This window comes from Pseudomonas paraveronii (genome assembly GCF_963681955.1).
Lineage (GTDB): Bacteria > Pseudomonadota > Gammaproteobacteria > Pseudomonadales > Pseudomonadaceae > Aquipseudomonas > Aquipseudomonas paraveronii.
In genome coordinates, this window is sequence record NZ_OY817130.1 from 2,637,190 (window position 1) to 2,663,006 (window position 25,817).

The 25,817-nt window shown below is 62.7% G+C and carries 20 protein-coding genes; 17 read left to right on the forward strand and 3 right to left on the reverse strand.

Annotation, left to right across the window (positions count from 1 at the left end):
* Positions 1 to 10 precede the first annotated feature (10 nt).
* The 5 genes from nosZ (at position 11) to U5A08_RS12065 (ending at position 5,615) form a co-directional block, all read left to right on the forward strand.
* The gene (gene nosZ, locus U5A08_RS12045; protein WP_253395126.1) at positions 11 to 1,912 is read left to right on the forward strand and encodes a TAT-dependent nitrous-oxide reductase; all 1,902 of its coding nucleotides are present in this window, start codon (positions 11 to 13) and stop codon (positions 1,910 to 1,912) included.
* 141 nt (positions 1,913 to 2,053) lie between these two features.
* Positions 2,054 to 3,319, forward strand: a complete 1,266-nt coding sequence (locus U5A08_RS12050) for a nitrous oxide reductase family maturation protein NosD (protein ID WP_425262831.1) — start codon at positions 2,054 to 2,056, stop codon at positions 3,317 to 3,319.
* Positions 3,319 to 4,242 (forward strand): ABC transporter ATP-binding protein, encoded by a 924-nt coding sequence (locus tag U5A08_RS12055; RefSeq protein ID WP_321852214.1) that lies wholly within the window; start codon positions 3,319 to 3,321, stop codon positions 4,240 to 4,242. The genes U5A08_RS12050 and U5A08_RS12055 overlap by 1 nt, the downstream gene beginning before the upstream one ends.
* The gene (locus tag U5A08_RS12060; RefSeq protein ID WP_253395128.1) at positions 4,239 to 5,069 is read left to right on the forward strand and encodes an ABC transporter permease; all 831 of its coding nucleotides are present in this window, start codon (positions 4,239 to 4,241) and stop codon (positions 5,067 to 5,069) included. Before U5A08_RS12055 ends, U5A08_RS12060 begins: the two co-directional genes overlap by 4 nt.
* A gap of 30 nt (positions 5,070 to 5,099) precedes the next feature.
* Complete coding sequence (locus tag U5A08_RS12065) at positions 5,100 to 5,615, forward strand: nitrous oxide reductase accessory protein NosL (RefSeq protein ID WP_321851692.1); 516 nt, start codon at positions 5,100 to 5,102, stop codon at positions 5,613 to 5,615.
* A gap of 13 nt (positions 5,616 to 5,628) precedes the next feature.
* Here U5A08_RS12065 and U5A08_RS12070 read toward each other — a convergent pair whose 3' ends face one another.
* The 3 genes from U5A08_RS12070 to U5A08_RS12080 all read right to left on the reverse strand — a co-directional run bounded on the left by U5A08_RS12070 (position 5,629) and on the right by U5A08_RS12080 (position 9,285).
* Positions 5,629 to 6,309: a Crp/Fnr family transcriptional regulator gene (locus U5A08_RS12070; RefSeq protein ID WP_253395131.1), complete on the reverse strand. Its 681-nt coding sequence runs from the start codon at positions 6,307 to 6,309 to the stop codon at positions 5,629 to 5,631.
* A 529-nt stretch (positions 6,310 to 6,838) separates the two neighbouring features.
* Positions 6,839 to 7,486, reverse strand: coding sequence for a two-component system response regulator NarL (gene narL, locus U5A08_RS12075; RefSeq protein WP_247401775.1), 648 nt, complete (start codon positions 7,484 to 7,486; stop codon positions 6,839 to 6,841).
* Entirely contained in the window at positions 7,483 to 9,285 is a 1,803-nt protein-coding gene (locus U5A08_RS12080) for a HAMP domain-containing protein (RefSeq protein ID WP_321851695.1), read from the reverse strand. Before U5A08_RS12080 ends, narL begins: the two co-directional genes overlap by 4 nt.
* A 311-nt stretch (positions 9,286 to 9,596) precedes the next feature.
* On the opposite strand from U5A08_RS12080, the gene U5A08_RS12085 reads away from it, so the two are divergent.
* The 12 genes from U5A08_RS12085 (at position 9,597) to U5A08_RS12140 (ending at position 25,795) form a co-directional block, all read left to right on the forward strand.
* Positions 9,597 to 10,853: an MFS transporter gene (locus U5A08_RS12085; RefSeq protein WP_253395133.1), complete on the forward strand. Its 1,257-nt coding sequence runs from the start codon at positions 9,597 to 9,599 to the stop codon at positions 10,851 to 10,853.
* 2 nt (positions 10,854 to 10,855) lie between these two features.
* On the forward strand, positions 10,856 to 12,253 hold the full coding sequence (locus U5A08_RS12090; protein ID WP_247401779.1) for a NarK family nitrate/nitrite MFS transporter: 1,398 nt from the start codon (positions 10,856 to 10,858) through the stop codon (positions 12,251 to 12,253).
* A 57-nt stretch (positions 12,254 to 12,310) separates the two neighbouring features.
* Positions 12,311 to 16,084: a nitrate reductase subunit alpha gene (locus U5A08_RS12095; protein ID WP_321851697.1), complete on the forward strand. Its 3,774-nt coding sequence runs from the start codon at positions 12,311 to 12,313 to the stop codon at positions 16,082 to 16,084.
* Between the two features lies 1 nt (position 16,085).
* Positions 16,086 to 17,624, forward strand: a complete 1,539-nt coding sequence (gene narH / locus U5A08_RS12100; protein ID WP_017849323.1) for a nitrate reductase subunit beta — start codon at positions 16,086 to 16,088, stop codon at positions 17,622 to 17,624.
* Positions 17,625 to 17,627: 3 nt separating this feature from the next.
* A complete protein-coding gene (gene narJ / locus U5A08_RS12105; protein WP_253395136.1) occupies positions 17,628 to 18,383 on the forward strand; it encodes a nitrate reductase molybdenum cofactor assembly chaperone in 756 nt (251 codons plus the stop codon).
* Positions 18,376 to 19,056, forward strand: a complete 681-nt coding sequence (gene narI, locus U5A08_RS12110; protein ID WP_253395138.1) for a respiratory nitrate reductase subunit gamma — start codon at positions 18,376 to 18,378, stop codon at positions 19,054 to 19,056. The genes narJ and narI overlap by 8 nt, the downstream gene beginning before the upstream one ends.
* Positions 19,057 to 19,066: 10 nt before the next feature.
* Positions 19,067 to 19,993: a peptidylprolyl isomerase gene (locus U5A08_RS12115; RefSeq protein ID WP_253395140.1), complete on the forward strand. Its 927-nt coding sequence runs from the start codon at positions 19,067 to 19,069 to the stop codon at positions 19,991 to 19,993.
* Position 19,994: 1 nt separating this feature from the next.
* Positions 19,995 to 20,981, forward strand: coding sequence for a GTP 3',8-cyclase MoaA (gene moaA / locus U5A08_RS12120; RefSeq protein WP_253395141.1), 987 nt, complete (start codon positions 19,995 to 19,997; stop codon positions 20,979 to 20,981).
* A gap of 244 nt (positions 20,982 to 21,225) precedes the next feature.
* Positions 21,226 to 23,226, forward strand: a complete 2,001-nt coding sequence (locus U5A08_RS12125) for a ribonucleoside triphosphate reductase (RefSeq protein ID WP_253395142.1) — start codon at positions 21,226 to 21,228, stop codon at positions 23,224 to 23,226.
* Positions 23,227 to 23,257: 31 nt separating this feature from the next.
* Positions 23,258 to 23,413, forward strand: coding sequence for an anaerobic ribonucleoside-triphosphate reductase (gene nrdD / locus U5A08_RS12130; RefSeq protein WP_253395143.1), 156 nt, complete (start codon positions 23,258 to 23,260; stop codon positions 23,411 to 23,413).
* On the forward strand, positions 23,410 to 24,105 hold the full coding sequence (locus U5A08_RS12135) for an anaerobic ribonucleoside-triphosphate reductase activating protein (RefSeq protein WP_301294966.1): 696 nt from the start codon (positions 23,410 to 23,412) through the stop codon (positions 24,103 to 24,105). Before nrdD ends, U5A08_RS12135 begins: the two co-directional genes overlap by 4 nt.
* A 70-nt stretch (positions 24,106 to 24,175) precedes the next feature.
* On the forward strand, positions 24,176 to 25,795 hold the full coding sequence (locus tag U5A08_RS12140) for a methyl-accepting chemotaxis protein (protein WP_321851700.1): 1,620 nt from the start codon (positions 24,176 to 24,178) through the stop codon (positions 25,793 to 25,795).
* The last annotated feature ends 22 nt before the right edge of the window (positions 25,796 to 25,817 follow it).

Below are 25,817 nucleotides of genomic sequence, written 5' to 3' on the forward strand. Positions count from 1 at the left end.
GGAGCAACCCATGAACGATACAGACGATAAACATGACGGCCTGACCCGGCGCAGTTTCCTCGGCACCGGTGCGGTGACCGGCGCTGTGCTGGCGGGTGCGTCGGCCCTCGGCGGCGCGGTGTTTACCCGTGAATCCTTCGCGGCGGCGGCCAAGGACGCCAAATCGAAAATCCATGTAGAACCCGGCCAGCTCGACGATTACTACGGCTTCTGGAGCGGCGGCCACCAGGGCGAAGTGCGGGTGCTGGGCATCCCGTCGATGCGCGAGCTGATGCGCATCCCGGTGTTCAACGTCGACTCGGCCACCGGCTGGGGCCTGACCAACGAGAGCAAGCGCATCCTCGGCGACGGTGCCAAGTACCGCAACGGCGATTGCCACCACCCGCACTTGTCCACCACCGATGGCCGCTACGACGGCAAGTACCTGTTTATCAATGACAAGGCCAACAGCCGGGTGGCGCGCATCCGCCTGGACATCATGAAGTGCGACAAAATCCTCACCGTACCGAACGTCCAGGCCATCCACGGCCTGCGCCTGCAAAAGGTGCCCTACACCAAGTACGTGTTCTGCAACGCCGAGTTCATCATTCCGCACCCCAATGACGGCCACAGCTTTGACCTGCAGGATCGCAACGCCTTCACCATGTTCAATGCCATCGACGCCGAGAAAATGGAAATGGCGTTCCAGGTGATCGTCGACGGCAACCTCGACAACGCTGACATGGACTACACCGGCAAGTACGCGGCGGCCACCTGCTACAACTCGGAAAAGGCCACCGACCTGGCCGGCATGATGCGCAACGAGCGCGACTGGGTGGTGGTGTTCAACATCCCGCGCATCGAAGCAGCGATCAAGGCCGGTAAGTTCATCAGTGTGGACGGCGTCAAGGTGCCGGTGGTGGACGGGCGCAAATCCGAGGACGGCAAGGACAGCGAGTTCACCCGCTACATTCCGGTGCCGAAGAACCCCCACGGCTGCAACACTTCGCCGGATGGCAAGTACTTCATCGCCAACGGCAAGCTGTCGCCGACCTGCACCATCATCGCCATCGACAAACTCGACGACCTGTTCAGCGGCAAGATCCCTGACCCGCGCGGCGTGGTGGTTGGTGAGCCGGAACTGGGCCTGGGCCCGCTGCACACCACCTACGACGGGCGCGGCTTTGCCTACACCACGCTGTTCATCGACAGCCAGGTGGTCAAGTGGAACATCGCCGAGGCCATTCGCGCCTATGGCGGCGAGAAGGTCAACTACATCAAGCAGAAGCTCGATGTGCAGTACCAGCCGGGTCACAACCATGCGTCGTTGACCGAAACCCGTGACGCCGACGGCCAGTGGCTGATGGTGCTGAGCAAGTTCTCCAAGGACCGCTTCCTGCCCACCGGCCCGCTGCACCCGGAGAACGACCAGTTGATCGACATCTCCGGCGATGAAATGAAACTGGTCCACGACGGCCCGGCCTTCGCCGAGCCCCATGACTGTGTGATGGCGCGCCGCGACCAGATCAAGACCAAGAAAATCTGGGAGCGCAACGATCCGTTCTTCGCCGAGACGGTAGCCATCGCCAAGAAGGACGGGATCAACCTGGAAACCGACAGCAAGGTGATCCGCGACGGCAACAAGGTGCGCGTGTACATGACCTCCATGGCCCCGGCTTACGGGCTCACGGAGTTCACCGTCAAACAGGGCGATGAAGTCACCGTGACCATCACCAACATTGACATGATCGAAGACGTGACCCACGGCTTTGTCATGGTCAACCACGGCGTGAGCATGGAGATCAGCCCGCAGCAGACCTCGTCGATCACGTTCATTGCCGACAAACCGGGGCTGCATTGGTACTACTGCAGCTGGTTCTGCCATGCCCTGCACATGGAAATGGTCGGGCGGATGAAGGTCGAGCGCGCCTGACACAAGGACACAGCAGGACAAAGGTGGGAGGGGGCTTGCCCCCGATGGCGGTGAATCAGCCAAGGATGCATCAACTGATACACCCTCATCGGGAGCAAGCGCCCTCCCACATTTAGCCGCATTCAGTTTAAGGACATCACTGTGGCTCGATCACTCATCACCTTGATAGGGCTCGCACTGCTCTCGTTCGGGGTGAACGCTGGCGTGCGCCCCATCACCGACTTGCCCCTGCAAGCCGACGGCCCCAACCACTGGCGCCTGCCTGCCGGCGAATACCGGGGCTCGTTCCGCATCGACCAACCGCTGCAATTGACCTGCGCCCCCGGCGCCATCTTCCAGGCCGAAGGGCAGGGCAACGGCCTGCTGATCAGCGCGCCGGATGTCAGTGTCCAAGGCTGCACGTTCCTCGATTGGGGCGACGACCTCACGGCCATGAACGCCGGTGTCTTCATCCAACCCCAGGCCCGCGGTACACAACTGCTGGGCAACCGCCTGCAAGGCCAGGGCTTTGGCATCTGGGTCGACGGCACCCAGGACGTAAGCCTGATCGGCAACCGCATCCAGGGCGATACCTCGGTACGCTCCCAGGACCGTGGCAACGGCATTCACCTGTACGCCGTACACGGTGCCCGCGTCATCGATAACCAGGTGCGTGACACCCGCGACGGCATCTACATCGACACCTCCAACGGCAACCTGCTGCAAGGCAACACCCTGGAAGACCTGCGCTACGGCATTCACTACATGTTCGCCAACGACAACCAGGTCCTGGGCAACACCACGCGCCGCACCCGCACCGGCTACGCCTTGATGCAAAGCCGCAAGCTGACGGTGATCGGCAATCGCTCCGAGCAGGACCAGAATTACGGCATCCTGATGAACTACATCACCTATTCGACTTTGCAGGACAACGTCGTCACCGATGTGCGCGACGGCTCCACCGGCGACACCATGATCGCCGGCGGCGAAGGCAAGGCGCTGTTCATCTACAACTCGCTGTTCAACCGCATCGAAAACAACCGCTTCGCGCGCAGCGCGGTGGGCATTCACCTGACCGCCGGCTCCGAAGACAACCGCATCGCCGGCAACGCCTTCATCGACAACCAGCGCCAGGTCAAATACGTCGCCAGCCGCTTGCAGGAATGGTCGGCGGACGGCCGGGGCAACTACTGGAGCGACTACCTTGGCTGGGACCGCAACGGCGATGGCCTGGGCGATGTGGCTTACGAGCCGAACGACAACGTCGACCGCCTGCTGTGGATGTACCCCCAGGTGCGGCTGTTGATGAACAGCCCCGGCATTGAGTTGCTGCGCTGGGTGCAACGTGCGTTTCCGGTGATGAAGTCGCCGGGAGTGATGGACAGCCACCCGCTGATGCAAGCCCCCACGCATAAGGAACCTGCATGATGAATGTCGTCGAGATCGAAGGCGTCAGCCAGCGCTATGGGCGCGCCACGGTGCTGCACGACCTGAACCTGAGCCTGGCCCCCGGGGAAGTGCTGGGGTTGTTCGGGCACAACGGCGCGGGCAAGACCACCGCGATGAAACTGGTCCTTGGCTTGCTGCGCGCCAGCGCCGGCGAGGTGCGGGTGTTTGGCCGTGCGCCGAGTGATCCCCACGTGCGCCGCTGGCTCGGCTACCTGCCGGAAAACGTCACGTTCTACGCGCAGTTGAGCGGCGTCGAAACCCTGCGCCACTTTGCCCGGCTCAAGGGCGCGCCGATGCATCAGGTCGACAGCCTGCTGGACGACGTCGGCCTGACCGCGGCGGCGGGGCGGCGGGTCAAGACCTATTCCAAGGGCATGCGCCAGCGCCTCGGGCTGGCCCAGGCCTTGCTCGGCGAGCCACGCCTGTTGCTGCTCGACGAACCCACCGTGGGCCTCGACCCGTTCGCCACCCAGGACCTGTATCGCCTGCTCGACCGTCTGCGTGCGGCCGGCACCAGTACCATCCTGTGTTCCCATGTGCTGCCGGGCGTCGAGGCGCACATCAACCGCGCGGCGATCCTCACCCAGGGCCGCCTGCTGGCCTTGGGCAGCCTGGCGCAGTTGCGCGCCGAGGCCGGCTTGCCGACGCTGATCCGCACCAGCGGCTTGCAGCGCGTCGAATCGCTGCAACAACGCTGGAGCGCCGCCGGCCATGTGACCCGGCGCTGGGGCGTCGAAGGGCTGCAAGTGGCGGCGCACAACGGCAGCAAGGTGCAACTGCTGCGCCAACTGCTGGCCGAAGACAGCCCCAGCGACGTGGAAATTCTGCCGCCGTCCCTTGAAGACATCTACCGGCATTACATGGACAGCGCGATGGTCACGGCACAGGAGGCGGCCTTATGAACCCGATCTGGAACATGGCGCGCAAAGAGTTCTGCGACGGCCTGCGTAACCGTTGGTTGTTGGCGATCAGCCTGTTGTTTGCGGTCTTGGCCATCGGCATTGCCTGGCTCGGCGCCGCGGCTGCCGGGCAACTGGGCTTCACCTCGATCCCGGCGACCATCGCCAGCCTGGCCAGCCTGGCGACGTTTTTGATGCCGCTGATCGCGCTGTTGCTGGCCTATGACGCGATCGTCGGCGAAGACGAGAGCGGCACCTTGTTGTTGCTGCTCACCTACCCCTTGGGGCGCGGGCAGATCCTGCTCGGCAAGTTCGTCGGCCATGGGCTGATCCTTGCGCTGGCCACGGTACTCGGCTTCGGCTGCGCGATGCTCGCCATTGCGCTGCTGGTCGACGACGTGGATTTCGCCATGCTGCTCTGGGCCTTCGGCCGGTTCATGCTGACCTCGGCCTTGTTGGGGTGGTGCTTTCTCGGGATGGCCTATGGCTTGAGCAGCCTGTGCGCAGAAAAATCCACCGCCGCCGGGCTGGCGCTGGGCGTGTGGTTCTACTTCGTGCTGGTTTTCGACCTGGCGCTGCTGGCCTTGCTGGTGCTCAGCAAAGGCCAGTTCAACCCGCAGGGGCTGCCCTGGTTGCTGCTGCTCAACCCCACCGATGTGTATCGGCTGATCAACCTTTCCGGTTTCGGCACGGGCACCCAGTCCGTGGGGGTCATGGCCCTGGGGTCGGACCTCGACGTGCCGCCGCTGGCCCTATGGGCGTGCCTGCTGGCATGGGTGGCCGTGCCGCTGGCGCTGGCCTACGGGCTGTTCCGCCGCCGCGCGGCGTGAGGACTTTTTATGACTGTTGGAGTGAGTGATATGGGTTTCAAGACACGGTTAGTCGCGGCCTTGCTGGTCGGCTTATTGATAACCGCCTGCGACAAGGCGCCGGAGTCGAGCTTCAGCGAAGCGCCGGTGGCGTTTCATCCCAACGACGAGTGCCACGTATGCGGCATGGTGATCAACCAATTTCCCGGGCCCAAGGGCCAAGTGGTAGAGCGTGACGGGGTGAAGAAATTCTGTTCCACCGCCGAAATGCTCGGCTGGTGGTTGCAACCGGAAAACCGCCACGACGACGCCAAGCTGTACGTGCACGACATGGGCCGCAGCCAGTGGAATGCACCGGACGACAAGCACCTGATCGACGCCCGCACCGCCTACTACGTGATCGGCACCGGGCTCAAGGGCGCCATGGGCGTGGTGCTGGCTTCGTTTGCCGATGAGGCGAAGGCACAGAAAGTCGCGGCGGACACCGGTGGCCGGCTGTTGCGTTTCGAGCAGATCGACCTGGCGCTGTTGCAGCAACCGATGTCGATGATGCACAGCGGGCATTGACCGCGAGGGGGTATCAACCGGCTTGATACCCCATCAACTGCTCTTCGTTGAGGATTCGAATGGTGCGCTGGCGCACCTCGATCAACCCGCCTTCCACCAGCCGATGCAGAATCCTCGAAAACGTCTCCGGCTGAATCCCCAGCTTCGACGCCACCAGGCGCTTGGGCACCTGCAACACCACCTCGCTGTTGACGCCGTCGCGCTCCTGGAACAGGAAATTGATCACCCGGCGACTGGCATTGGCCAGGGTCAGGGTGTCGATGTCCTGGAGGCGCTGATGCAGGTGAATACTCATGCTCGCCAGAATCGCCAGGCAAATGGCCGGCTGATCTTCCAGCGCCCGTCGATAGTGTTGGCCTTCGATACTCACCAGGACGCTGTCCTTGAGCGCGGTGCCACTCACCGGGTACGCCTTGGCCTGGGTGAACAGCAGCGCTTCGGCAAACGTCTGGCCGGGGTGGATGACTTCCACCAGATGCTCCTGACCCTCGCCCGTGACCCGGTGCAGCTTGATCTGGCCGCTGACCAGCAGAAAGAACCGATCGGCGGGATCGCCCTGATGCATGAGCGGGGTGTGATTGGGCAAACGCCTGAGACTGGCCAGGGTGCAGACATCCTGAAAGGTTTTTTCAGGCAGCCGGCTGAACAGGTGATGCCGGCGCAAGGTTAGAACGATTTGGGGATGGGTGAGCATAAGGGCCTCCACGGGTCATCAGGGTAGGGCGGCCCGGGGTTTGGGGATATGCCTCGAAGGGGGTACCTCTTCCCGCGTTCGGTCAGCTTGGGTTAAAGAGGCGGCCTTAATGTGGGAGGGGGCTTGCCCCCGATGGCGGTGGATCAGTCATGCATGGAGTGGCTGGCATACTGCTATCGGGGGCAAGCCCCCTCCCACATTTGGATCTCCATGGGTCAGATAGACCTTATTCTGCATGTACTCTTGGGCGCGGCCTTATAGCCAACCTGATCCTGCAAGCCGAACGCGGTCAAAATGTGGGAGGGGGCTTGCCCCCGATGGCGGTGGATCAGTCATGCATGTAGTGGCTGGCATACTGCTATCGGGGGCAAGCCCCCTCCCACATTTGGATCTTCATGGGTCAGATAGACCTCATTCTGCATGTGCTCTTGCCCGAGCATTAGCGAGGTGCCGAGTGTTGGGGCAAGAGCGGAGCCACCAGCCGCCGCTATCGAAGAAACGGATATGTACCCAATCCCCCGAAAAACCATCAACCCGCCTGCCGCAAATGCTCCATCGCCCAAACCGCTGCCTCCACCCGCGACCGCAACCCCAACTTATGCAGCAAATTCTTCACGTGTACCTTCACCGTCCCCTCGGTAATCCCCAGTTTATGCCCGATCACCTTATTGCTATACCCACTGGCAATCGTGCGCAGCACCTGGCGCTCCCGCTCAGTCAAATCCACCGCCGCATGGGGTTGCGGCGAGCGCAGCGCCTGGGCCAGCACCCGCGTCAACCCGGGGCTGATCACCAACGCCCCATGCAACGCATCGCGGATGAATTCCACCACCAACTCCGGCTCCATGTCTTTGAGCAGATACCCGTTGGCATCCAGGCGTAGCGCGTCGCGAATGTCATCCTCGGCATCGGACACGGTAAACAGCAGCACCTTGCCCGCATAGTTCATGGCACGCAGGCGGCGCAGGGTTTCCAGGCCGTTCATCTGCGGCATGTTGTTGTCCAGCAGCACCAGGTCCGGTTGCAGGCTCTCGATCTGGTCCAGGGCTTCCTGGCCATTGCCGGCTTCGCCGACCACCTGCAAATCGTCTTCCAACTCGAGTATCTGACGCATGCCGCGGCGCATCATCGGGTGATCGTCGACCAGCAGGATACGGTGGCGGGGGAGTGTGCTCATGGGTGGTTGCCTTGTAGAGGTTGCCCGAGAAATTCCGGTTGAAAGCGCATTTGCACCCGCGTGCCCTGGGGCTCGCGGGGGACGATGTCGAGTTGGCCGTGCAGGCTGCGTGCACGTTCGTCCATGATGGTCAGGCCGTGGTGTTCACGTTGGTCGACGGCGCCGCAAAAGCCACGGCCGTCGTCCTCGATGCTCAGGCTTACGGTCTCGCCCTCCTGGCGCAGTTGCAGCCAGGCGTTTTGCGCATGGGCGTGGCGCAGGCAGTTGGACAGGGCCTCGCGGGTGATTTGCAGCAAGTGGATCTGCTCGCTGGCCGACAATTGGAAGGCGAGCGCGTCGACGTGCAGGTGCACCTGGAATTCGCCGCGCCGGGAGAACTCTTCGGCGGTGTCCGACAGTTCCTGTACCAGCCCGGCATCGTGGATTTGCAGGCGGAAGGTGGTCAGCAGCTCGCGCAGTTGGCGGTAGGCGTTGTTCAGGCCGTCGCGCAGTTCGGCGGTGACGGTGGCCAGGGTCTCCACCGGCTCGCCACGACGGATCAGGGTTTGCATGCGGCTGACTTGCAGCTTCATGTACGACAGCGCCTGGGCCAGGGAGTCGTGCAGTTCCCGGGCGATGATGGTGCGCTCGTCAAGCAGCAGCAAACGATGATCCTGTTCGCGCTGGCGTTTGAGCGACAGCGAGGTGCCGATCAGGTTGGCCAGGGCCTGGATCAATTGCTTCTCCCAGTCCTGCGGGGGATGGCCATCGTCGAAGTGGGCCTTGAGTTCGCCCAGTTCCGAGCCCTGGTTGCTGATGCTGAATACCTGCGGCGGCGCGACTTTGTGTTTATGGCAGCTCGCGCAATCGCCGATGGCGCAGATGTTGCGGCTGTCGCCGCCGTGCAAGGCGAGCATCTGCTGGGCCGGTGCGAGGAAGTGGCCTTGCAGGCACAACGACAGGCGCAACCCCGGCAGGCGTTTCTGGAAGCGCCGGATCAATTCGTCCAGGCCTTCGGCATTGGCCAGGCGCGTGGCCAGGCTACTGCTGCTCTGGTACAGCAGTTCGAGGGCGGCGTTGGCTTGTTGCAGGTTGAGGGTCTTGAGGCGCACCTGGCTTTCCAGGGTACGGTGGGACGCCTCGATGGTCTCGGCCATGGTGTTGAAGCTCAGGGCCAGTTGCCCCAGCTCATCGTCGGAACGGTGGTTGACCCGGGTCTTGAAGTCGCCGTCGCGAAAGCGCCGGGTGGCCTGTACCAGTTCCTGCAAAGGGTTGACCACGCCGTACTGCAATTCATACAGGCCGATCAACAGGATGATCAGCGTGCTGAACAGCGCCAGGCCCTGGATCCCTTGCTGCCAGCCTTGTTTTTGTTCGCTCTGTTGCTGCAACAGGCTGACGAATTGATTCATTTGCTCGACGAATGCCGGTGCGCTGGCCTGGAACAGCGCCGCATCACCGCGCACCAGGGCCGGGTGCAGCTCGTCGTTCCAGCGTTGCTGGATCTGTTGGTAGCTCTGCAGCAGGGCGCTGTTCGGGCCGTCTTCCAGCACCGCCTTGAGCGACTGGCTGTCGAGGCGTCCTTGCAGGCTCTGGGTGATGGCGTCGATCTCCGCAACCGGCGCGGCAGCGGCGAGTCGCCAGCTCAGGTGGTAGGTCTCCATGCGCACGGAACCGGCAGTGTTGATCGCGGCGGCGTCGCCCTGGCTGAACCAGGCGATCAGCCCCGCGCTCAAGGAGCTGGCGAGGGCCAGGATGGCGATCAGGATCACGGCCAAGCCGGCGCGCGCGGGCAGGGAGCTGCGTAGCCAGTTAAACATCACGGCGTATTCGGAGGGGGGAGAAAGCCTGCATGGCGGCACCTGAAAAGGAAAAACGAGCTGGGAAAGCGCGATCCCTGGCGCACTACCTCTAAAGAGTTGCCGGCAAACCCTCCCACGGGAAAACGCCGGCACAAGAGATCAATCCATTGATAAATAAAGACTTTCTCTTGTTATAGGGACTACCTCCTTAGAGGTATGTGCGGTCAGCATAGCCTTATACCCCCCAGGTGGACGTTGATCTGCGTCAAGTTCTGCGGGGGGGCCGCCCCTAACCTGCGCTCATGAAATCACCTTCTGGAGCGCTTACCGTGACTCAACCCCGTATAAGACAAGGCTTGGTGCTGGGCATGAGCACGCTGGCCTTCACCGTCTGCTTTATGGTGTGGATGATGTTCGCCGTGTTGGGCGTGCCCATCAAAGAGCTGCTGCAACTCAACGAAACCCAGTTCGGCCTGCTGGCCGCCACGCCGGTCTTGACCGGTTCCCTGGTGCGCTTGCCATTGGGCTTGCTGACTGACCGTTTCGGCGGGCGCATCGTGTTCTTCCTGTTGATGCTGGCCTGCGTCCTGCCGCTGTACCTGATCACCTACGCCACCGCCTATTGGCAGTTCCTGGTGCTGGGCCTGTTTGTCGGTCTGGCCGGTGGTTCGTTCTCGGTGGGCATCGCCTACGTCGCCAAGTGGTTCGACAAGGACAACCAGGGCTTCGCCATGGGCGTGTTCGGCGCCGGTAACGCCGGGGCTGCGGTCACCAAATTCCTTGCCCCGGCGCTGATCGCCCTTGGCACCTGGCACCTGGTGCCCAAGGTGTTCGGCGCGATCCTGTTCATCACCGCGCTGCTGTTCTGGTTCCTCACCAGCGAAAACAAGGCCCACCGCAGTGCCGGCGGCGCCACCTTGCGCGAGCAACTGCGGTGCCTGAAAGACCCGGCCGTGTGGCGCTACTGCCAGTACTACTCGATTGTCTTCGGCGGCTACGTCGGCCTGGCGTTGTGGATGACCAAATACTACGTGCAGGAATACGGTTTCAGCCTGCAAAGCGCCGCGCTGCTGGCCGCCTGTTTCTCCCTGCCCGGTGGCGTGCTGCGCGCAGTCGGCGGTTGGATGTCCGACCGCTGGGGCGCCCAGAGCGTGACCTGGTGGGTGTTGTGGGTGAGCTGGATCTGCCTGTTCCTGCTCAGCTACCCGCAGACCCAACTGCAAGTGATGACCGTCAACGGTCCGCTGGATTTGCACATCGGCCTCAACCCCACTCTGTTCACCGTGCTGCTGTTCGTGATGGGCATCGCCTTCGCGTTCGGCAAGGCCTCGGTATTCAAGTACATCGCCAATGACTACCCGCAGAACATGGGCGCGGTGTCCGGCATCGTCGGCCTGGCCGGTGGCCTCGGGGGCTTTGTGCTGCCGATTCTGTTTGGCGCCCTGGTGGACCTCACCGGCGTGCGCTCGTCCTGCTTCATGTTGATGTACGGCGTGGTCTGGGTGTCCCTGACCTGGATGTACCTCAGCGAAATCCGCAAACAACCGCTGCTGGGCCACACCGCCCAACGTCTCCAAGGAGAATGAACATGTCCATCGCGCAAAAGCCCGAGTCGGGCCCGGTGATTCACGACTGGCGCCCCGAGGACCCCGCGTTCTGGGGGGCCAGCGGCAAAAAAACCGCTACCCGCAACCTGTGGATCTCGATTCCCGCACTGCTCCTGGCCTTCGCCGTGTGGATGGTGTGGAGCACGGTGATCGTGCGCCTGAACGCCATCGGCTTCAGCTTCACCACCGACCAGCTGTTCTGGCTGGCGGCGTTGCCCGGCCTGTCCGGCGCGACCTTGCGGGTGTTCTATTCGTTCATGGTGCCGATCTTCGGCGGACGCCGCTGGACCGCCCTGAGCACCGCGTCGCTGCTGCTGCCGGCGCTGTGGATGGGTTTCGCGGTGCAAGACCCCAACACCCCTTACAGCGTGTTCGTGCTGATCGCCTTGCTGTGCGGGTTTGGCGGCGGCAACTTCGCCTCCAGCATGTCCAACATCAGTTTCTTCTACCCCAAGTCGCAGCAGGGCACGGCCCTGGGCCTGAACGCCGGCCTCGGTAATCTTGGCGTGTCGGTGATGCAGTTCTGCGTGCCGCTGGTGATCACCTTCGGGGTGTTCGGCATGGTCGGTGGGCAAGCGCAAACCCTGCCCGACGGTAGCCAGTTGTGGCTGCAAAACGCCGGGTTCATCTGGGTGCCGTTCATCCTCACCGTCACCGTGGCGGCCTGGTTCGGCATGAATGACCTGTCCAGCGCCCGCGCTTCGTTCAGCGAGCAGGCGGTGATCTTCAAACGCAAGCACAACTGGCTGATGTGCTGGTTGTACCTGGCGACCTTCGGTTCGTTCATCGGCTTTTCGGCGGCGTTCCCGCTGCTGATCAAAACCTCGTTTCCGGACGTGGTGGCGTTGAAGTTTGCCTTCCTCGGCCCGCTGGTCGGCGCCCTGGTACGCCCACTGGGCGGCTGGCTGGCGGACAAACTGGGCGGCGCGCGGGTGACCCTGTGGAACTTCGTGCTGATGATCGTGATGGTGTTCGGCGTGCTGCACTTCCTGCCGCAGAACGGCCAGGGCGGCAATTTCTACGGTTTCCTCGGGATGTTCATGTTGCTGTTCATCACCACTGGCGTGGGCAACGGCTCCACCTTCCGCATGATCCCGGTGATCTTCCGCACCCAGCACGAGAAAGCCAGCGCCGGTAAATCCGCCGCCGAGCGCGAGCAGGCCATCAAGAATGCCGGCAAGGAATCGGCCGCGGTGCTGGGGTTCAGTTCGGCGATGGGCGCCTTCGGTGCGTTCTTTATTCCCAAGTCCTTCGGCACCTCCATGGCCGCCACCGGCAGCCCGGCGATGGCCTTCTACATGTTTGTCGGTTTCTACCTGAGCTGCATCGTCGTGACCTGGTGGTGGTATGCCCGCAAAGGCTGCGCCACACCCTGCTAGTCCGACCTGAATTCGCGGGGCAACGCACCCCGCAGCACGCCTGATGAGGAAAGCACCATGAGTCATTTATTGGATCAACTGCGGTTCTTCAACCGCAAACAAAACGAATTCTCCGACGGCCACGGTGAGACTCGCAAAGAGTCCCGTGACTGGGAAAACGTCTACCGTTCGCGCTGGCAGTACGACAAGATCGTGCGTTCCACCCACGGCGTGAACTGCACCGGCTCCTGCTCGTGGAAGATCTACGTGAAGAACGGCCTGATCACCTGGGAAACCCAGCAGACCGACTACCCGCGCACCCGCAACGACCTGCCCAACCACGAACCCCGCGGCTGCCCGCGTGGTGCGAGCTACAGCTGGTACATCTATAGTGCCAACCGGCTCAAGTACCCGAAGATCCGCAAGCCGCTGCTCAAACTGTGGCGTGAAGCGCGCCAGACCCTGGCGCCGGTGGAAGCCTGGGCGAGCATTGTCGAGGACAAGGCCAAGGCCGACTCCTACAAGAGCAAGCGCGGCATGGGCGGTTTCATTCGCTCGAACTGGGAGGAGGTGAATGAAATCATCGCCGCCTCCAACGTCTACACCATCAAGCAATACGGCCCGGACCGCATCGTCGGCTTCTCGCCGATCCCGGCCATGTCGATGGTCAGCTACGCGGCGGGTTCGCGTTACCTGTCGCTGATCGGCGGCGTGTGCCTGAGCTTCTACGACTGGTACTGCGACCTGCCACCGGCCTCGCCGATGGTGTGGGGCGAGCAGACCGACGTGCCGGAATCGGCCGACTGGTACAACTCCAACTACATCATCGCCTGGGGTTCGAACGTTCCGCAGACCCGTACCCCGGACGCGCACTTCTTCACCGAGGTGCGCTACAAGGGCACCAAGACCGTGGCGATCACTCCCGACTATTCGGAAGTGGCCAAGCTCACCGACCTGTGGCTCAACCCTAAGCAGGGCACCGACGCCGCGCTGGCCCAGGCCTTCAATCATGTGATCTTCAAAGAATTTCACCTGGACAAGCCGAGCGCCTACTTCACCGACTACGCCAAGCGCTTCACCGACTTGCCGGTGCTGGTGATGCTCAAGCCGATGACCGGTTTCGCCCCGGGCGCAGGCTACCAGCCGGACCGCTTCCTGCGCGCCTCCGACCTCACCGGCAACCTCGGTCAGGACAACAACCCGGAATGGAAAACCATCGCCCTCGACGAGAGTGGCGAACTGGTCTCGCCGCAAGGCTCCATCGGCTATCGCTGGGGCGAGAAGGGCAAGTGGAACATCCTCGCCAAAGAGGGCGGCGAAGGCCGCGCGATCGACCTGAAACTCAGCCTGATCGGTGACGACGTCGCCGAAGTCGCGTTCCCGTATTTTGCCGGCGAAGTCCAGGAGCATTTCCAGCACGTGGCCGGCGAGGCGGTGCAGTACCGCCGCGTGCCGGTGCACAACGTGACCCTGGCCGACGGCAGCGTGGCCAAGGTCGCCACCGTGTTCGACCTGTCGGCGGCCAACCTGGCCATCGACCGTGGCCTGGGCGGCCACAACGTGGCCAAGGACTACGACGACGCCAGCGTGCCGGGCACCCCGGCGTGGCAGGAAGCGATCACCGGCGTCAGCCGCGAGAAAGCCATCCAGATCGCCCGTGAGTTTGCCGACAACGCCGACAAGACCAAGGGCCGCTCGATGATCATCGTCGGCGCGGCGATGAATCACTGGTACCACATGGACATGAACTACCGCGGGCTGATCAACATGCTCATGCTCTGCGGTTGCGTCGGCCAGACCGGCGGCGGTTGGGCGCACTATGTCGGCCAGGAAAAACTGCGCCCGCAATGCGGCTGGTTGCCCCTGGCCTTCGGCCTGGACTGGAACCGCCCACCGCGCCAGATGAACGGCACCAGCTTCTTCTATGGCCACAGTTCGCAATGGCGTCACGAGAAAATGAGCATGCACGATGTGCTCTCGCCACTGGCCGACAAGTCGCAGTTCCCCGAACACGCGCTGGATTACAACATCCGCGCCGAACGCGCCGGCTGGTTGCCCAGCGCGCCGCAGCTCAACACCAACCCGCTGCACATCTGCCGTGAGGCGGCCGCCGCCGGCATGACGCCGAAAGACTACGTGGTCAAATCCTGGCAGGACGGCAGCCTGCGCTTTGCCTGCGAACAGCCGGACAGCCCGGTGAACTTCCCGCGCAACATGTTCATCTGGCGCTCCAACCTGCTCGGTTCGTCGGGCAAGGGCCATGAGTACATGCTCAAGTACCTGTTGGGCACCAAGAACGGCGTGATGAACGAAGACATCGGCCACAGCACCGAGTGCAAACCGACCGAGGCCGAATGGGTCGAGGACGGCGCCATCGGCAAGCTCGACCTGGTGACCACGCTGGACTTCCGCATGTCCTCCACCTGCGTGTATTCCGACATCGTCTTGCCGACCGCCACCTGGTACGAAAAAGACGACATGAACACCTCGGACATGCACCCGTTCATCCACCCATTGTCGGCGGCTATCGACCCGGCGTGGGAATCGCGCTCCGACTGGGAAATCTACAAAGGCATCGCCAAGGCGTTCTCGGCCATGTCGGTCGGTCACCTGGGTGTGGAACAAGACCTGGTCACCGTACCGCTGATGCACGACAGCGTCGGCGAACTGGCCCAGCCGTTTGGCGGCACTGACTGGAAAAGCGCACGCGTGGCCCCGGTACCCGGCAAAAACGCGCCGAACATCGCAGTGGTGGAACGCGACTACCCGAACATCTACAAGCAGTTCTCGTCGCTGGGCCCGATGCTGGAAAAACTCGGCAACGGCGGCAAGGGCATCAACTGGAACACCGATGAAGAAGTCGAGTTCCTCGGCGAACTGAACCATCACGAAAACGATGCCGGGATCAGCCATGGCCGGCCGAAAATCGACACGGCTATCGACGCCGCCGAGGTGATCCTGTCCCTGGCCCCGGAAACCAACGGCAAGGTCGCTTTGAAAGCCTGGGCCGCGCTGTCGGAATTCACCGGCATCGACCACAGCCACCTGGCGATCTCCAAGGCCCATGAAGCGATCCGCTTCCGCGATATCCAGGCGCAGCCGCGCAAGATCATCTCCAGCCCGACCTGGTCTGGCCTCGAAGACGAACACGTGAGCTACAACGCCGGCTACACCAACGTCCATGAAAACATCCCATGGCGCACCATCACCGGCCGCCAGCAGTTCTACCAGGATCACCCGTGGATGCAGGCGTTCGGCGAGCAGTTGATGAGCTACCGGCCACCGGTCAACACCAAGACCATCGAAGGCGTGAAGGGCAAGCGCAGCAATGGCGAAACCGAGATCGTGCTGAACTGGATCACCCCGCACCAGAAATGGGGCATCCACAGCACCTACAGCGACAACCTGCTGATGCTCACCTTGAGCCGTGGCGGCCCGATTGTGTGGCTCTCGGAAATCGACGCCAAGCGCGCCGGGATCGAGGACAACGACTGGATCGAGTGCTTCAACGTCAACGGCGCACTGACCGCCCGTGCGGTGGTCAGCCAGCGCGTCAAGGAAGGCATGGTGATGATGTACCACGCCCAGGAACGCATCGTGAACGTGCCGGGTTCGGAAACCACCAAAACCCGTGGCGGCCACCACAACTCGGTAACCCGCGTGGTGCTCAAGCCGACCCACATGATCGGCGGCTATGCCCAGCAGGCCTACGGTTTCAACTACTACGGCACGGTCGGTTGCAACCGCGACGAGTTTGTCGTGGTGCGCAAAATGGCCAAGGTCGACTGGCTCGATGGTTCCACCGGCGATGACTTGCCGCGCCCATTGCCGACTGATATCGAGGAGAACTGAGATGAAGATTCGCTCACAGATCGGCATGGTCCTGAACCTGGACAAATGCATCGGCTGCCACACCTGTTCCATCACCTGCAAAAACGTCTGGACCAGCCGTGAAGGCATGGAATACGCCTGGTTCAACAACGTCGAGTCCAAGCCCGGCATCGGTTACCCCAAAGAATGGGAAAACCAGGACAAGTGGAAGGGCGGCTGGGTGCGCAACGCCAACGGCTCGATCAACCCGCGCATCGGCGGCAAGTTCCGCGTGTTGGCGAACATCTTCGCCAACCCTGACCTGCCGAGCCTGGACGACTACTACGAGCCGTTCGACTTCGACTACCAGCACCTGCACACCGCGCCTTTGGGCGAGCACCAGCCGACCGCGCGCCCGCGTTCGCTGGTGTCCGGCAAGCGCATGCAGAAAATCGAGTGGGGCCCGAACTGGGAAGAAATCCTCGGCACCGAGTTCGCCAAGCGCCGCAAGGACAAGAACTTCGACCAGATCCAGGCCGACATTTATGGCGAGTACGAAAACACCTTCATGATGTACCTGCCGCGCCTGTGCGAGCACTGCCTCAACCCGGCGTGCGCGGCCTCGTGCCCGAGCGGTGCGATCTACAAGCGTGAAGAAGACGGCATCGTGCTGATCGACCAGGAAAAGTGCCGTGGCTGGCGCATGTGCATCAGCGGCTGCCCGTACAAGAAGATCTACTTCAACTGGAAGAGCGGCAAGTCCGAGAAGTGCATCTTCTGCTACCCGCGCATCGAAGCCGGCATGCCTACCGTGTGTGCCGAAACCTGCGTCGGCCGGATTCGCTACCTCGGCGTGTTGCTCTACGACGCTGACCGCATCAGCGAAGTGGCGAGCACTGCCAACGAGCAGGACCTGTACGAGAAGCAGCTGGAAATCTTCCTCGACCCGAATGACCCGGCGGTGATTCGCCAGGCCCTGGCCGATGGCGTGCCGCAGTCGGTGATCGACTCGGCGCAGCGCTCGCCGGTCTACAAAATGGCCGTCGATTGGAAACTCGCACTGCCGCTGCACCCGGAATACCGCACCTTGCCGATGGTCTGGTACGTGCCGCCACTGTCGCCGATCCAGAACGCCGCAGCCGCCGGCACCGTGGGCATGAACGGGGTGATCCCGGATGTCGACAGCCTGCGCATTCCGTTGCGTTACCTGGCCAACCTGCTGACCGCCGGCGATGAAAAACCGGTCAAGCGTGCGCTCAAACGCCTGTTGGCGATGCGTGCCTACAAACGCTCCCAGCAAGTCGACGGTGTGCAGGACCTGCAAGTGCTCGAAGACGTCGGCCTGAGCGTGGAACAGGTGGAAGAGATGTACCGCTACCTGGCGATCGCCAACTACGAAGACCGCTTTGTGGTGCCGAGCGCGCACCGTGAAGACGCCATGAGCGATGCGTTCGCCGAACGCTCCGGCTGTGGCTTCAGCTTCGGCAGCGGTTGCAGCGGCAGCTCCGACACCAACATGTTCGGCGCCAAGAAGGCCAACCGCCGCGACGTGCTGAAAACCGTCCAGATCTGGGAGGACTGAGCCATGCGCATTCTTAAAGTGATTTCGTTGCTGCTGGACTACCCCACCGAAACCCTGGTGAACGGCCGCGACGAACTGGAACAGGCGATTATCGAGTCGCGGGAAATCAGCCCCAAGCAGCGCGGCGCGTTGTTCGAGTTGCTTGAGCTGATCTGCGCCAATGACCTGATGGATGGCCAGGAACACTACGGCGCGCTGTTCGGCCGGGGGCGCTCGCTGTCGTTGCTGCTGTTCGAACACGTCCACGGCGAGTCTCGCGACCGTGGCCAGGCCATGGTCGACATGATGGCCCAGTACGAAGAGGCCGGGTTTGCCATCGGCGTCAAGGAGCTGCCGGACTATATCCCGCTGTACCTGGAGTTCCTCTCGACCCGCGAAGACATCGAGGCCCGCGAGGGCCTGGCGGATGTGGCGCACCTGCTGGCGCTGCTCGCCGCACGTCTGGACGAGCGCGAGAGCGCCTACGCCAGTTGCTTCCGGGCATTGCTGCAGATCTCGGGTGCCGAGCCGCACCAGGCCGTGGCCGAGCTGCGCGCCCAGGTCGCCGCCGAGCCGCGTGACGACTCCCTCGAAGCCCTGGACAAAATCTGGGAAGAGGAAGCGGTGGACTTTATGCAGGCCGAACAACAGGACCGTTGCAGCTCGATGCCCAGCGCACCGGGTAAAGCCCGCGAAGAAAGCGCGGTGCCGTTGCACTGGGTGGATTTTCAGCAAGAAGGGCAGGCCGCAGTGCCAGCCGCGGAGGTGGGTAATGTCTAAGTGGAATTTGCTGGTTTTCGGGGTGTACCCCTATGTCGCCCTGGCGATCTGCCTGTTGGGCAGTTGGGCGCGGTTCGACCTGTCGCAGTACACCTGGAAGGCCGGCTCCAGCCAGATGCTCAACAACCGTGGCATGCGCGTGGCGAGCAACTTCTTCCACATCGGCGTGCTGTTCGTGCTGGCCGGGCACTTTGTCGGCCTGCTGACCCCGGCGTCGGTCTATCACCATGTGATCAGCACTGAGCACAAGCAATTGCTGGCGATGGTCTCCGGCGGCGTCTTTGGCCTGCTGTGCCTGGTGGGCTTGCTGATGCTGGTCAAGCGCCGCCTGAGCGACCCGCGTGTACGTGCCACATCGAGCCCGTCGGACATCCTGATCCTGCTGGTGCTGCTCGCGCAGTTGGTGCTTGGCTTGCTGACCATCGTCGCCTCCACCGGGCATATGGACGGTTCGGTGATGGTGATGCTCGCCGACTGGGCGCAGAACGTGGTGCTGTTGCGGCCGGTGGACGCGGCGGCGTCGATCGAGCCGGTCAGCCTGATCTACAAGGCGCATGTGGCGCTGGGCTTGACCCTGTTCGTACTGTTCCCGTTTACCCGCTTGGTGCATATGGTCAGCGCGCCGATCTGGTACTTGGGGCGTCGTTATCAAATCGTGCGGCAGAAGTATTGAGGAGAACGTCATGACAACTGGATGCGGATGTGGTGGCGGTAAAGGCGGCAGCGGTGGTTGCGGCTCGTCGGTCAAAGAACCGCTGGTGGCCGAGGTTGCGGCCCCGGCGCTGTTCGAGGAACTCAAGGCACCGGAGTTGATCGCCAGCAGTGAACAGGAATGGCCGATCATCAGCGTCAACGGCGTGCCCGTCACGCCGGAGGCCATGGCCCTGGAGTTGCAATATCACCCGGCCGAAAGCCGCGAAGAGGCGGTGTATCTGGCCGCCCGTGCGCTGGTGATCCGCGAGCTGTTGCAGCAGCGGATCGCCGAGCTGGGCCTGGCGGTGGAGATCGCCGCTGGCGAGAACGAAGAAGAAGCCGCCACGCGCTTGCTGCTGGAGCGTGAGGTCAAGGTGCCCGAGTGCGACGAGGCCACCTGTGTGCGTTACTTCGAGAACAACCGCGGGCGCTTTCACAGCGCGCCGTTGCTGGCGGTGCGGCACATTCTGCTCGAGTGCGCGCCGGACGACGCCGAGGCGCGCCATCTGGCGCACACCCAGGCAGAAGTGCTGCTGGCGAACCTGAACGAGCAGCCCGGCCACTTTGCCGAGCTGGCCCTGCAGTATTCGGCGTGCCCGTCCAAGGCCCAGGGCGGTTCGTTGGGTCAGGTGAGCAAGGGCCAGACCGTGCCCGAGCTGGAGCGTCAGTTGTTCACCCTGGCGCCGGGCCTGGCAAGTAAGCCACTGGAAAGCCGTTACGGCTGGCATGTGATCAATGTCGATCAGCGCATCGAAGGCCAACCGCTGCCGTATGAAGCGGTGGCGGTGGCGATCCGCACCCAGTTGCAGCAAGGGGTGTGGCAAAAGGCATTGGTGCAGTACCTGCAAACCCTGATCGGCGCGGCGGATATTCGTGGCATCGCGCTGCAGGGCGCCGACTCGCCGCTGGTGCAGTGACATGAGCCTGGTGGATGGGGTAGGCCGTTCGATCGATTACCTGCGCTTGTCGGTGACCGACCGTTGTGATTTTCGCTGTGTGTATTGCATGGCGAAAAACATGACGTTCCTGCCGCGCCAGCAGGTGCTGACCCTGGAAGAGCTGGAACGCCTGGCCGCGCTGTTCGTCGGCCAAGGCGTGCGCAAGATCCGTCTGACCGGCGGCGAGCCGTTGATCCGCCCGGGCATTGTCGGGTTGTGCCGCAACATCGCGGCACTGCCGGGCTTGCGCGAACTGGTGATGACCAGCAACGGCTCGCAGTTGGCACGCCTCGCGCAGCCGCTGGTGGATGCCGGGGTCAAACGCATGAACATCAGCCTCGACAGCCTGGATCCGCAGCGCTTTCGCGCGATCACTCGCAACGGTGATCTGCGCCAGGTGCTGGACGGTATCGAGGCGGCGCGAGCGGCCGGGTTCGAGCGGGTCAAGCTCAATTGCGTGGTGATGAAAGGGCGCAACTTCGATGAAGTGCCGGCGCTGGTGCAGTACGCGATCGACCAAGGCATCGACATCAGCTTTATCGAGGAAATGCCCCTGGGCGACGTGGGCCGTTCCCGCGGCGAGACGTTCTGTGCCAGTGATGAAGTACGCGCCGTGATCGCCCGTCACCATGCCGTGCTCGACAGCACCGAAAACAGCGGCGGCCCGGCGCGCTATGTGCGCCTGGCACGGCATCCGGGCACGCGCATCGGCTTTATCTCGCCCAACTCCCACAACTTCTGCGGCAGTTGCAACCGCGTGCGCATGACTGTCGAAGGGCAATTGCTGCTGTGCCTGGGGCAGGACAACGCGGTGGACTTGCGCGCTTTGCTGCGGCGTTATCCGTTGGACGATGGGCCGTTGATCGAGGCCTTGCACAAGGGGTTGAAAGGCAAACCGCTGCGGCATGATTTCACCGGGGCAGGGGAGGTGCAGGTGGTGCGCTTCATGAATATGAGCGGCGGTTGAATGTGGCAGGGTGCTTGCTGTGGGAGGGGGCTTGCCCCCGATAGCAGTGTGTCAGCCAATACATGCATGACTGATCCAACGCTATCGGGGGCAAGCCCCCTCCCACAGCAAGCGCCCTCCCACATTTGGATCTTCGTTCAGACTTGACCTTGATCAATGGCAGCCCAAACGCTTGACCGTAATATCACTGCATATTGTGTTTAAAAGATTTATTAAATCTATATGTAGTGTCTGGAGCCTTCCAATGCAAAGCATGCTCAGCCCGCTGGTCAGTAACCGCCTGCACAAACGCGACGGCAGTCTCGTTGCCTTCGACGCCGAAAAAATCCGTCAGGCGCTGATCGCCGCCGGCAATGCCACCGGCGAGTATCGGGAGGCCGAGGTCGACCTGTTGCTCGGCGCGGTACTGGCGCGGCTGCGCGGCATCGAACGGCTGGATGTGGAGCAGATCCAGGACAGCGTCGAGCGGGTGTTGATGGATGCCGGTTACTTCCTGTCGATGCGCGCGTATATCGTCTACCGCGAACAACACGGCCGCCTGCGCCGCGATCGCAAGACCCTGGTGGAAGTCGCCACCTCGATGAACGAATACCTCGACCGTGAAGACTGGCGCGTACAGGCCAATGCCAACCAGGGGTATTCCCTCGGCGGGCTGGTGTTGAACGTGTCGGGCAAGGTGACTGCCAATTACTGGCTGGACGAGGTCTACAGCCAGCAGATTGGCCGCGCACACCGTGAGGCGGATCTGCATATCCATGACCTGGACATGCTCGCCGGCTACTGCGCCGGTTGGTCGCTGCGCTCGTTGTTGCACGAAGGCCTCAATGGCGTGCCCGGCCGCGTCGAAGCGGGGCCGCCCAAGCATTTGAGCAGTGCCCTGGGGCAGATGGTCAACTTCCTCGGCACCCTGCAAAACGAATGGGCCGGTGCCCAGGCGTTCAGCTCGTTCGATACGTATCTTGCGCCCTACGTGCGCAAGGACCAGCTGAGCTACCCCGAGGTGCGCCAGGCGGTGCAGGAGTTCATCTACAACCTCAACGTGCCGTCGCGCTGGGGCACGCAGACGCCGTTCACCAACCTGACCTTCGACTGGGTCTGCCCGGAAGATTTGCGCGAGCAGATCCCGGTGATCGGTGGTGAGGAAATGCCGTTTGCCTATGGCGACCTGCAAACGGAAATGGAGCTGATCAACCGTGCCTACATCGAAGTGATGCAGGCCGGGGATGCCAAGGGGCGGGTGTTCACCTTCCCGATTCCGACCTACAACATCACCCATGATTTCCCCTGGGACAGCGAGAACGCCGACCGCTTGTTCGAGATGACGGCGCGCTACGGTTTGCCGTATTTCCAGAACTTCCTCAATTCCGACATGCAGCCCAACCAGGTGCGCTCCATGTGCTGTCGCTTGCAACTGGACGTGCGCGAGCTGCTCAAGCGTGGCGGCGGGCTGTTCGGTTCGGCGGAGCAGACCGGCTCGCTGGGCGTGGTGACAATCAACTGCGCGCGCCTCGGTTACCTGTTCAAGGGCGACACCAGCGGCTTGCTGCAGCGCCTGGACAGCCTGATGGAAATGGCCATGGAAAGCCTGGAGGTCAAGCGCAAGGTGATCCAGCACCACATGGACGCCGGGTTGTACCCGTACACCAAGCGTTACCTGGGTACCTTGCGCAACCACTTCTCCACCATCGGCCTCAACGGCATGCACGAGATGCTGCGCAATTTCACCGATGACACGCAGGGCACGCACACCGAAGAAGGCCGCGCGTTCGCCCTGCGCCTGCTTGACCATGTGCGCGCCACCTTGCTGCGCTTCCAAGAAGAAACCGGTCACCTCTACAACCTCGAAGCCACGCCGGCGGAAGGCACCACCTACCGTTTCGCCAAGGAAGACCGCAAGCGCTACCCGGACATTCTGCAAGCCGGCAGCGTGGATGCGCCGTACTACACCAACTCGTCGCAACTGCCGGTGGGCTTTACCGAAGACCCCTTCGAAGCCCTCGAACTGCAAGACGAACTGCAATGCAAATACACCGGCGGCACCGTGCTGCACCTGTACATGGCCGAACAGATTTCCTCGGCCCAGGCCTGCAAGCAATTGGTGCGTAAAGCGCTGGGGCGTTTCCGCCTGCCGTACCTGACCGTGACCCCGACCTTCTCGATCTGCCCGGTGCACGGCTACCTCGCCGGCGAACACGAGTTCTGTCCCAAGTGCGATGAAATCCTCGCGCTTGCTGCCCAGTCCTGAACCTGTTTTTCAACCCGCAAGGAGATTCACCATGCAAGCATCTCAGCCACAACGTCAGCGCTGCGAAGTCTGGACCCGGGTGATGGGTTACCACCGGCCGGTGTCCGCGTTCAACCCCGGCAAACAGTCCGAGCACAAGGAGCGTGTTCACTTTACCGAAGCGGCTTGTGCGGCCGGACGCCAATGAGTCGAATGCTACGGGTTGGGGGCATGGTGCCCCTGACCACCCTCGACTACCCTGGCATGCTCGCCTGCGTGCTGTTCTGCCAGGGTTGCGCCTGGCGCTGTCGTTATTGCCATAACCCGGACCTGATCGGACCGCGCGGAAGCGCGGAGATCGATTGGCGCCGGGTTTTGCTGTTTTTGCAGCGCCGCCAGGACCTGCTGGACGCGGTGGTGTTCAGCGGCGGTGAGCCGACCCTGCAGGAAGGCTTGCCGGCGGCGATGGACGAAGTGCGCGCCATGGGCTTTCGCGTGGGCCTGCACAGTGCAGGGATCAAGCCGGCAGGCTTTGCCAATGCGCTGCGCCATGCCGACTGGGTGGGCTTCGATGTGAAGGCCCTGGTCGAGGACTATCAACTGGTCACCCAGGTCAAAGGCAGCGGCGTCGCCAATTGGCGCAGTTTGGAGACCTTGCTGGCCAGTGGCGTGGACTACGAGTGCCGCACCACGGTGCATTGGCATCTGATCGATACGTCGCGCCTGTTGCGCCTGGCCCAGCGTTTGCAGGCCAGTGGTGTCAAGCGCTTCGCTGTGCAGATGGTCCGCACGGCAAGCATGCTCGATGAGCAACTGCCGATTGCCCCGGCACAGATGGCGTTGCCGGAGTTGTGGGGCCACATGCGCGAGTTGTTTCCGGCTTTTGTATTACGAGGGTGACCGATCGCCCTCCCAGGATTTTTAAAGATGCTGCCCGTTTCGGGCAGGTATTCATCAAGGAATGTTTAGAATGACGCAGTTAACCACGGCACAACGCATTGTCATCGGCTTCGCGATTGCGCCGCTGGCTCTGGTCGGTTTGGTGTTTTACGCCTTGCACGACCTGGCAACCCTCAAGCAACAGTCCGAACAGATCGTGCAGCAGGACTGGCCGAAAATCGCACCGATCATGGTGATCGCCACCGGCGTGCGCGATAACGGACGCAACACCCGCGACCTGCTGATCGACCAGGATAACCAGCCGGCCCAGGAGGCCATCGGCACCACCCGGCAGCGCATTACCCAGGCGTTCGCCGCCCTGGAGCCGCTGTTCGATACCGCCGAAGGCAAGGCAGCCTATGCCGCGTTGAAAGCCCATCGGGAAACCTACGTCGCGGCCTTTACCCAGGTGCAGGCGCTGATCAAGCAGGGCGCCCACGACCAGGGCCTGGCCCTGCTCAAACAGCAGGTGGTGCCGGCCGAACTTGAGGTGTTCAAGAGCCTCGATGCGTTGATGGCCATGCAAGGCCGGCTGTTCGTCGAGCGCGAGCAAGCTGCGCAAATCCTCTACGACGATGCGCGCCGCATGATGATCGGGCTGTTGCTGCTGTGCGTGAGCCTGGTCGTGGTGGCCGCCGTAATCGTCACCCGCAGCGTCACCCGACCTTTGGGCGGCGAGCCGGACGAGGTGGCGCGGGTGCTCAACCATATCGCCCAGGGCGACCTGACCATCGAGGTGCCGCTGGGCAACAGTGCCGACGGCAGCGTGATGCGCAACCTGCACCAGATGCAGCAGAACCTCAACCAGATGGTCCGGCAGATCGCCGCCTCGGTGGATGGCGTGGCCAGCTCGTCGGAAGAGTTGAGCGCGGTCAGCAGCCAGACCAGCAGCAGCCTGCAGTTGCAGGGCCAGGAAATCGAACAGGCCGCCACGGCGGTGAACGAAATGACCGCCGCCGTCGACGAAGTCGCGCGCAACGCGGTGAGCACCAGCGAAGCCTCGCGCCTGTCGGAACAGACCGCCCAGCTTGGGCGGGCGCAGGTGCAGGAAACCGTGGCCTCGATCAACACCCTGGCCACCGGCGTGGTGGAAACCTCCGAACGTATCCAGCAACTCGCCGGCCGCGTGCAAGACATCAGCAGCGTGCTGGACGTGATCCGCAGCATCGCCGACCAGACCAACCTGCTGGCCCTCAACGCCGCGATCGAAGCGGCCCGTGCCGGCGATGCCGGGCGCGGTTTTGCGGTGGTCGCCGATGAAGTGCGCGCCCTGGCTCATCGTACTCAGACCTCGACCCAGGAGATCGAGCAGATGATCGGCAACATCCGCCAGGACACCGAACACGCCGTGGCCGCCATGCACGACAGCAGCGAGCGGGTGCAGGCGACCTTGGGCGTGGCGCAGCGTTCGGGGGAAGCGCTGGATGAAATCACCCGGTCGATTTCGCAGATCAATGAGCGCAATTTGATGATCGCCAGCGCCACCGAAGAACAGGCACTGGTGGCGCGGGAAGTGGATCGTAACCTGGTGGGGATACGGAACCTGTCGCAGCAGGTGTTGCAGGGAGCTTTGCATACCGAGACGGCGGGGCATGATCTGGCGGGGATGGCGGGGGAGCTGCATCAGACGGTGGCGCGGTTTAAGGTTTAGGTGGTGTGGCGATGCGTTTCTT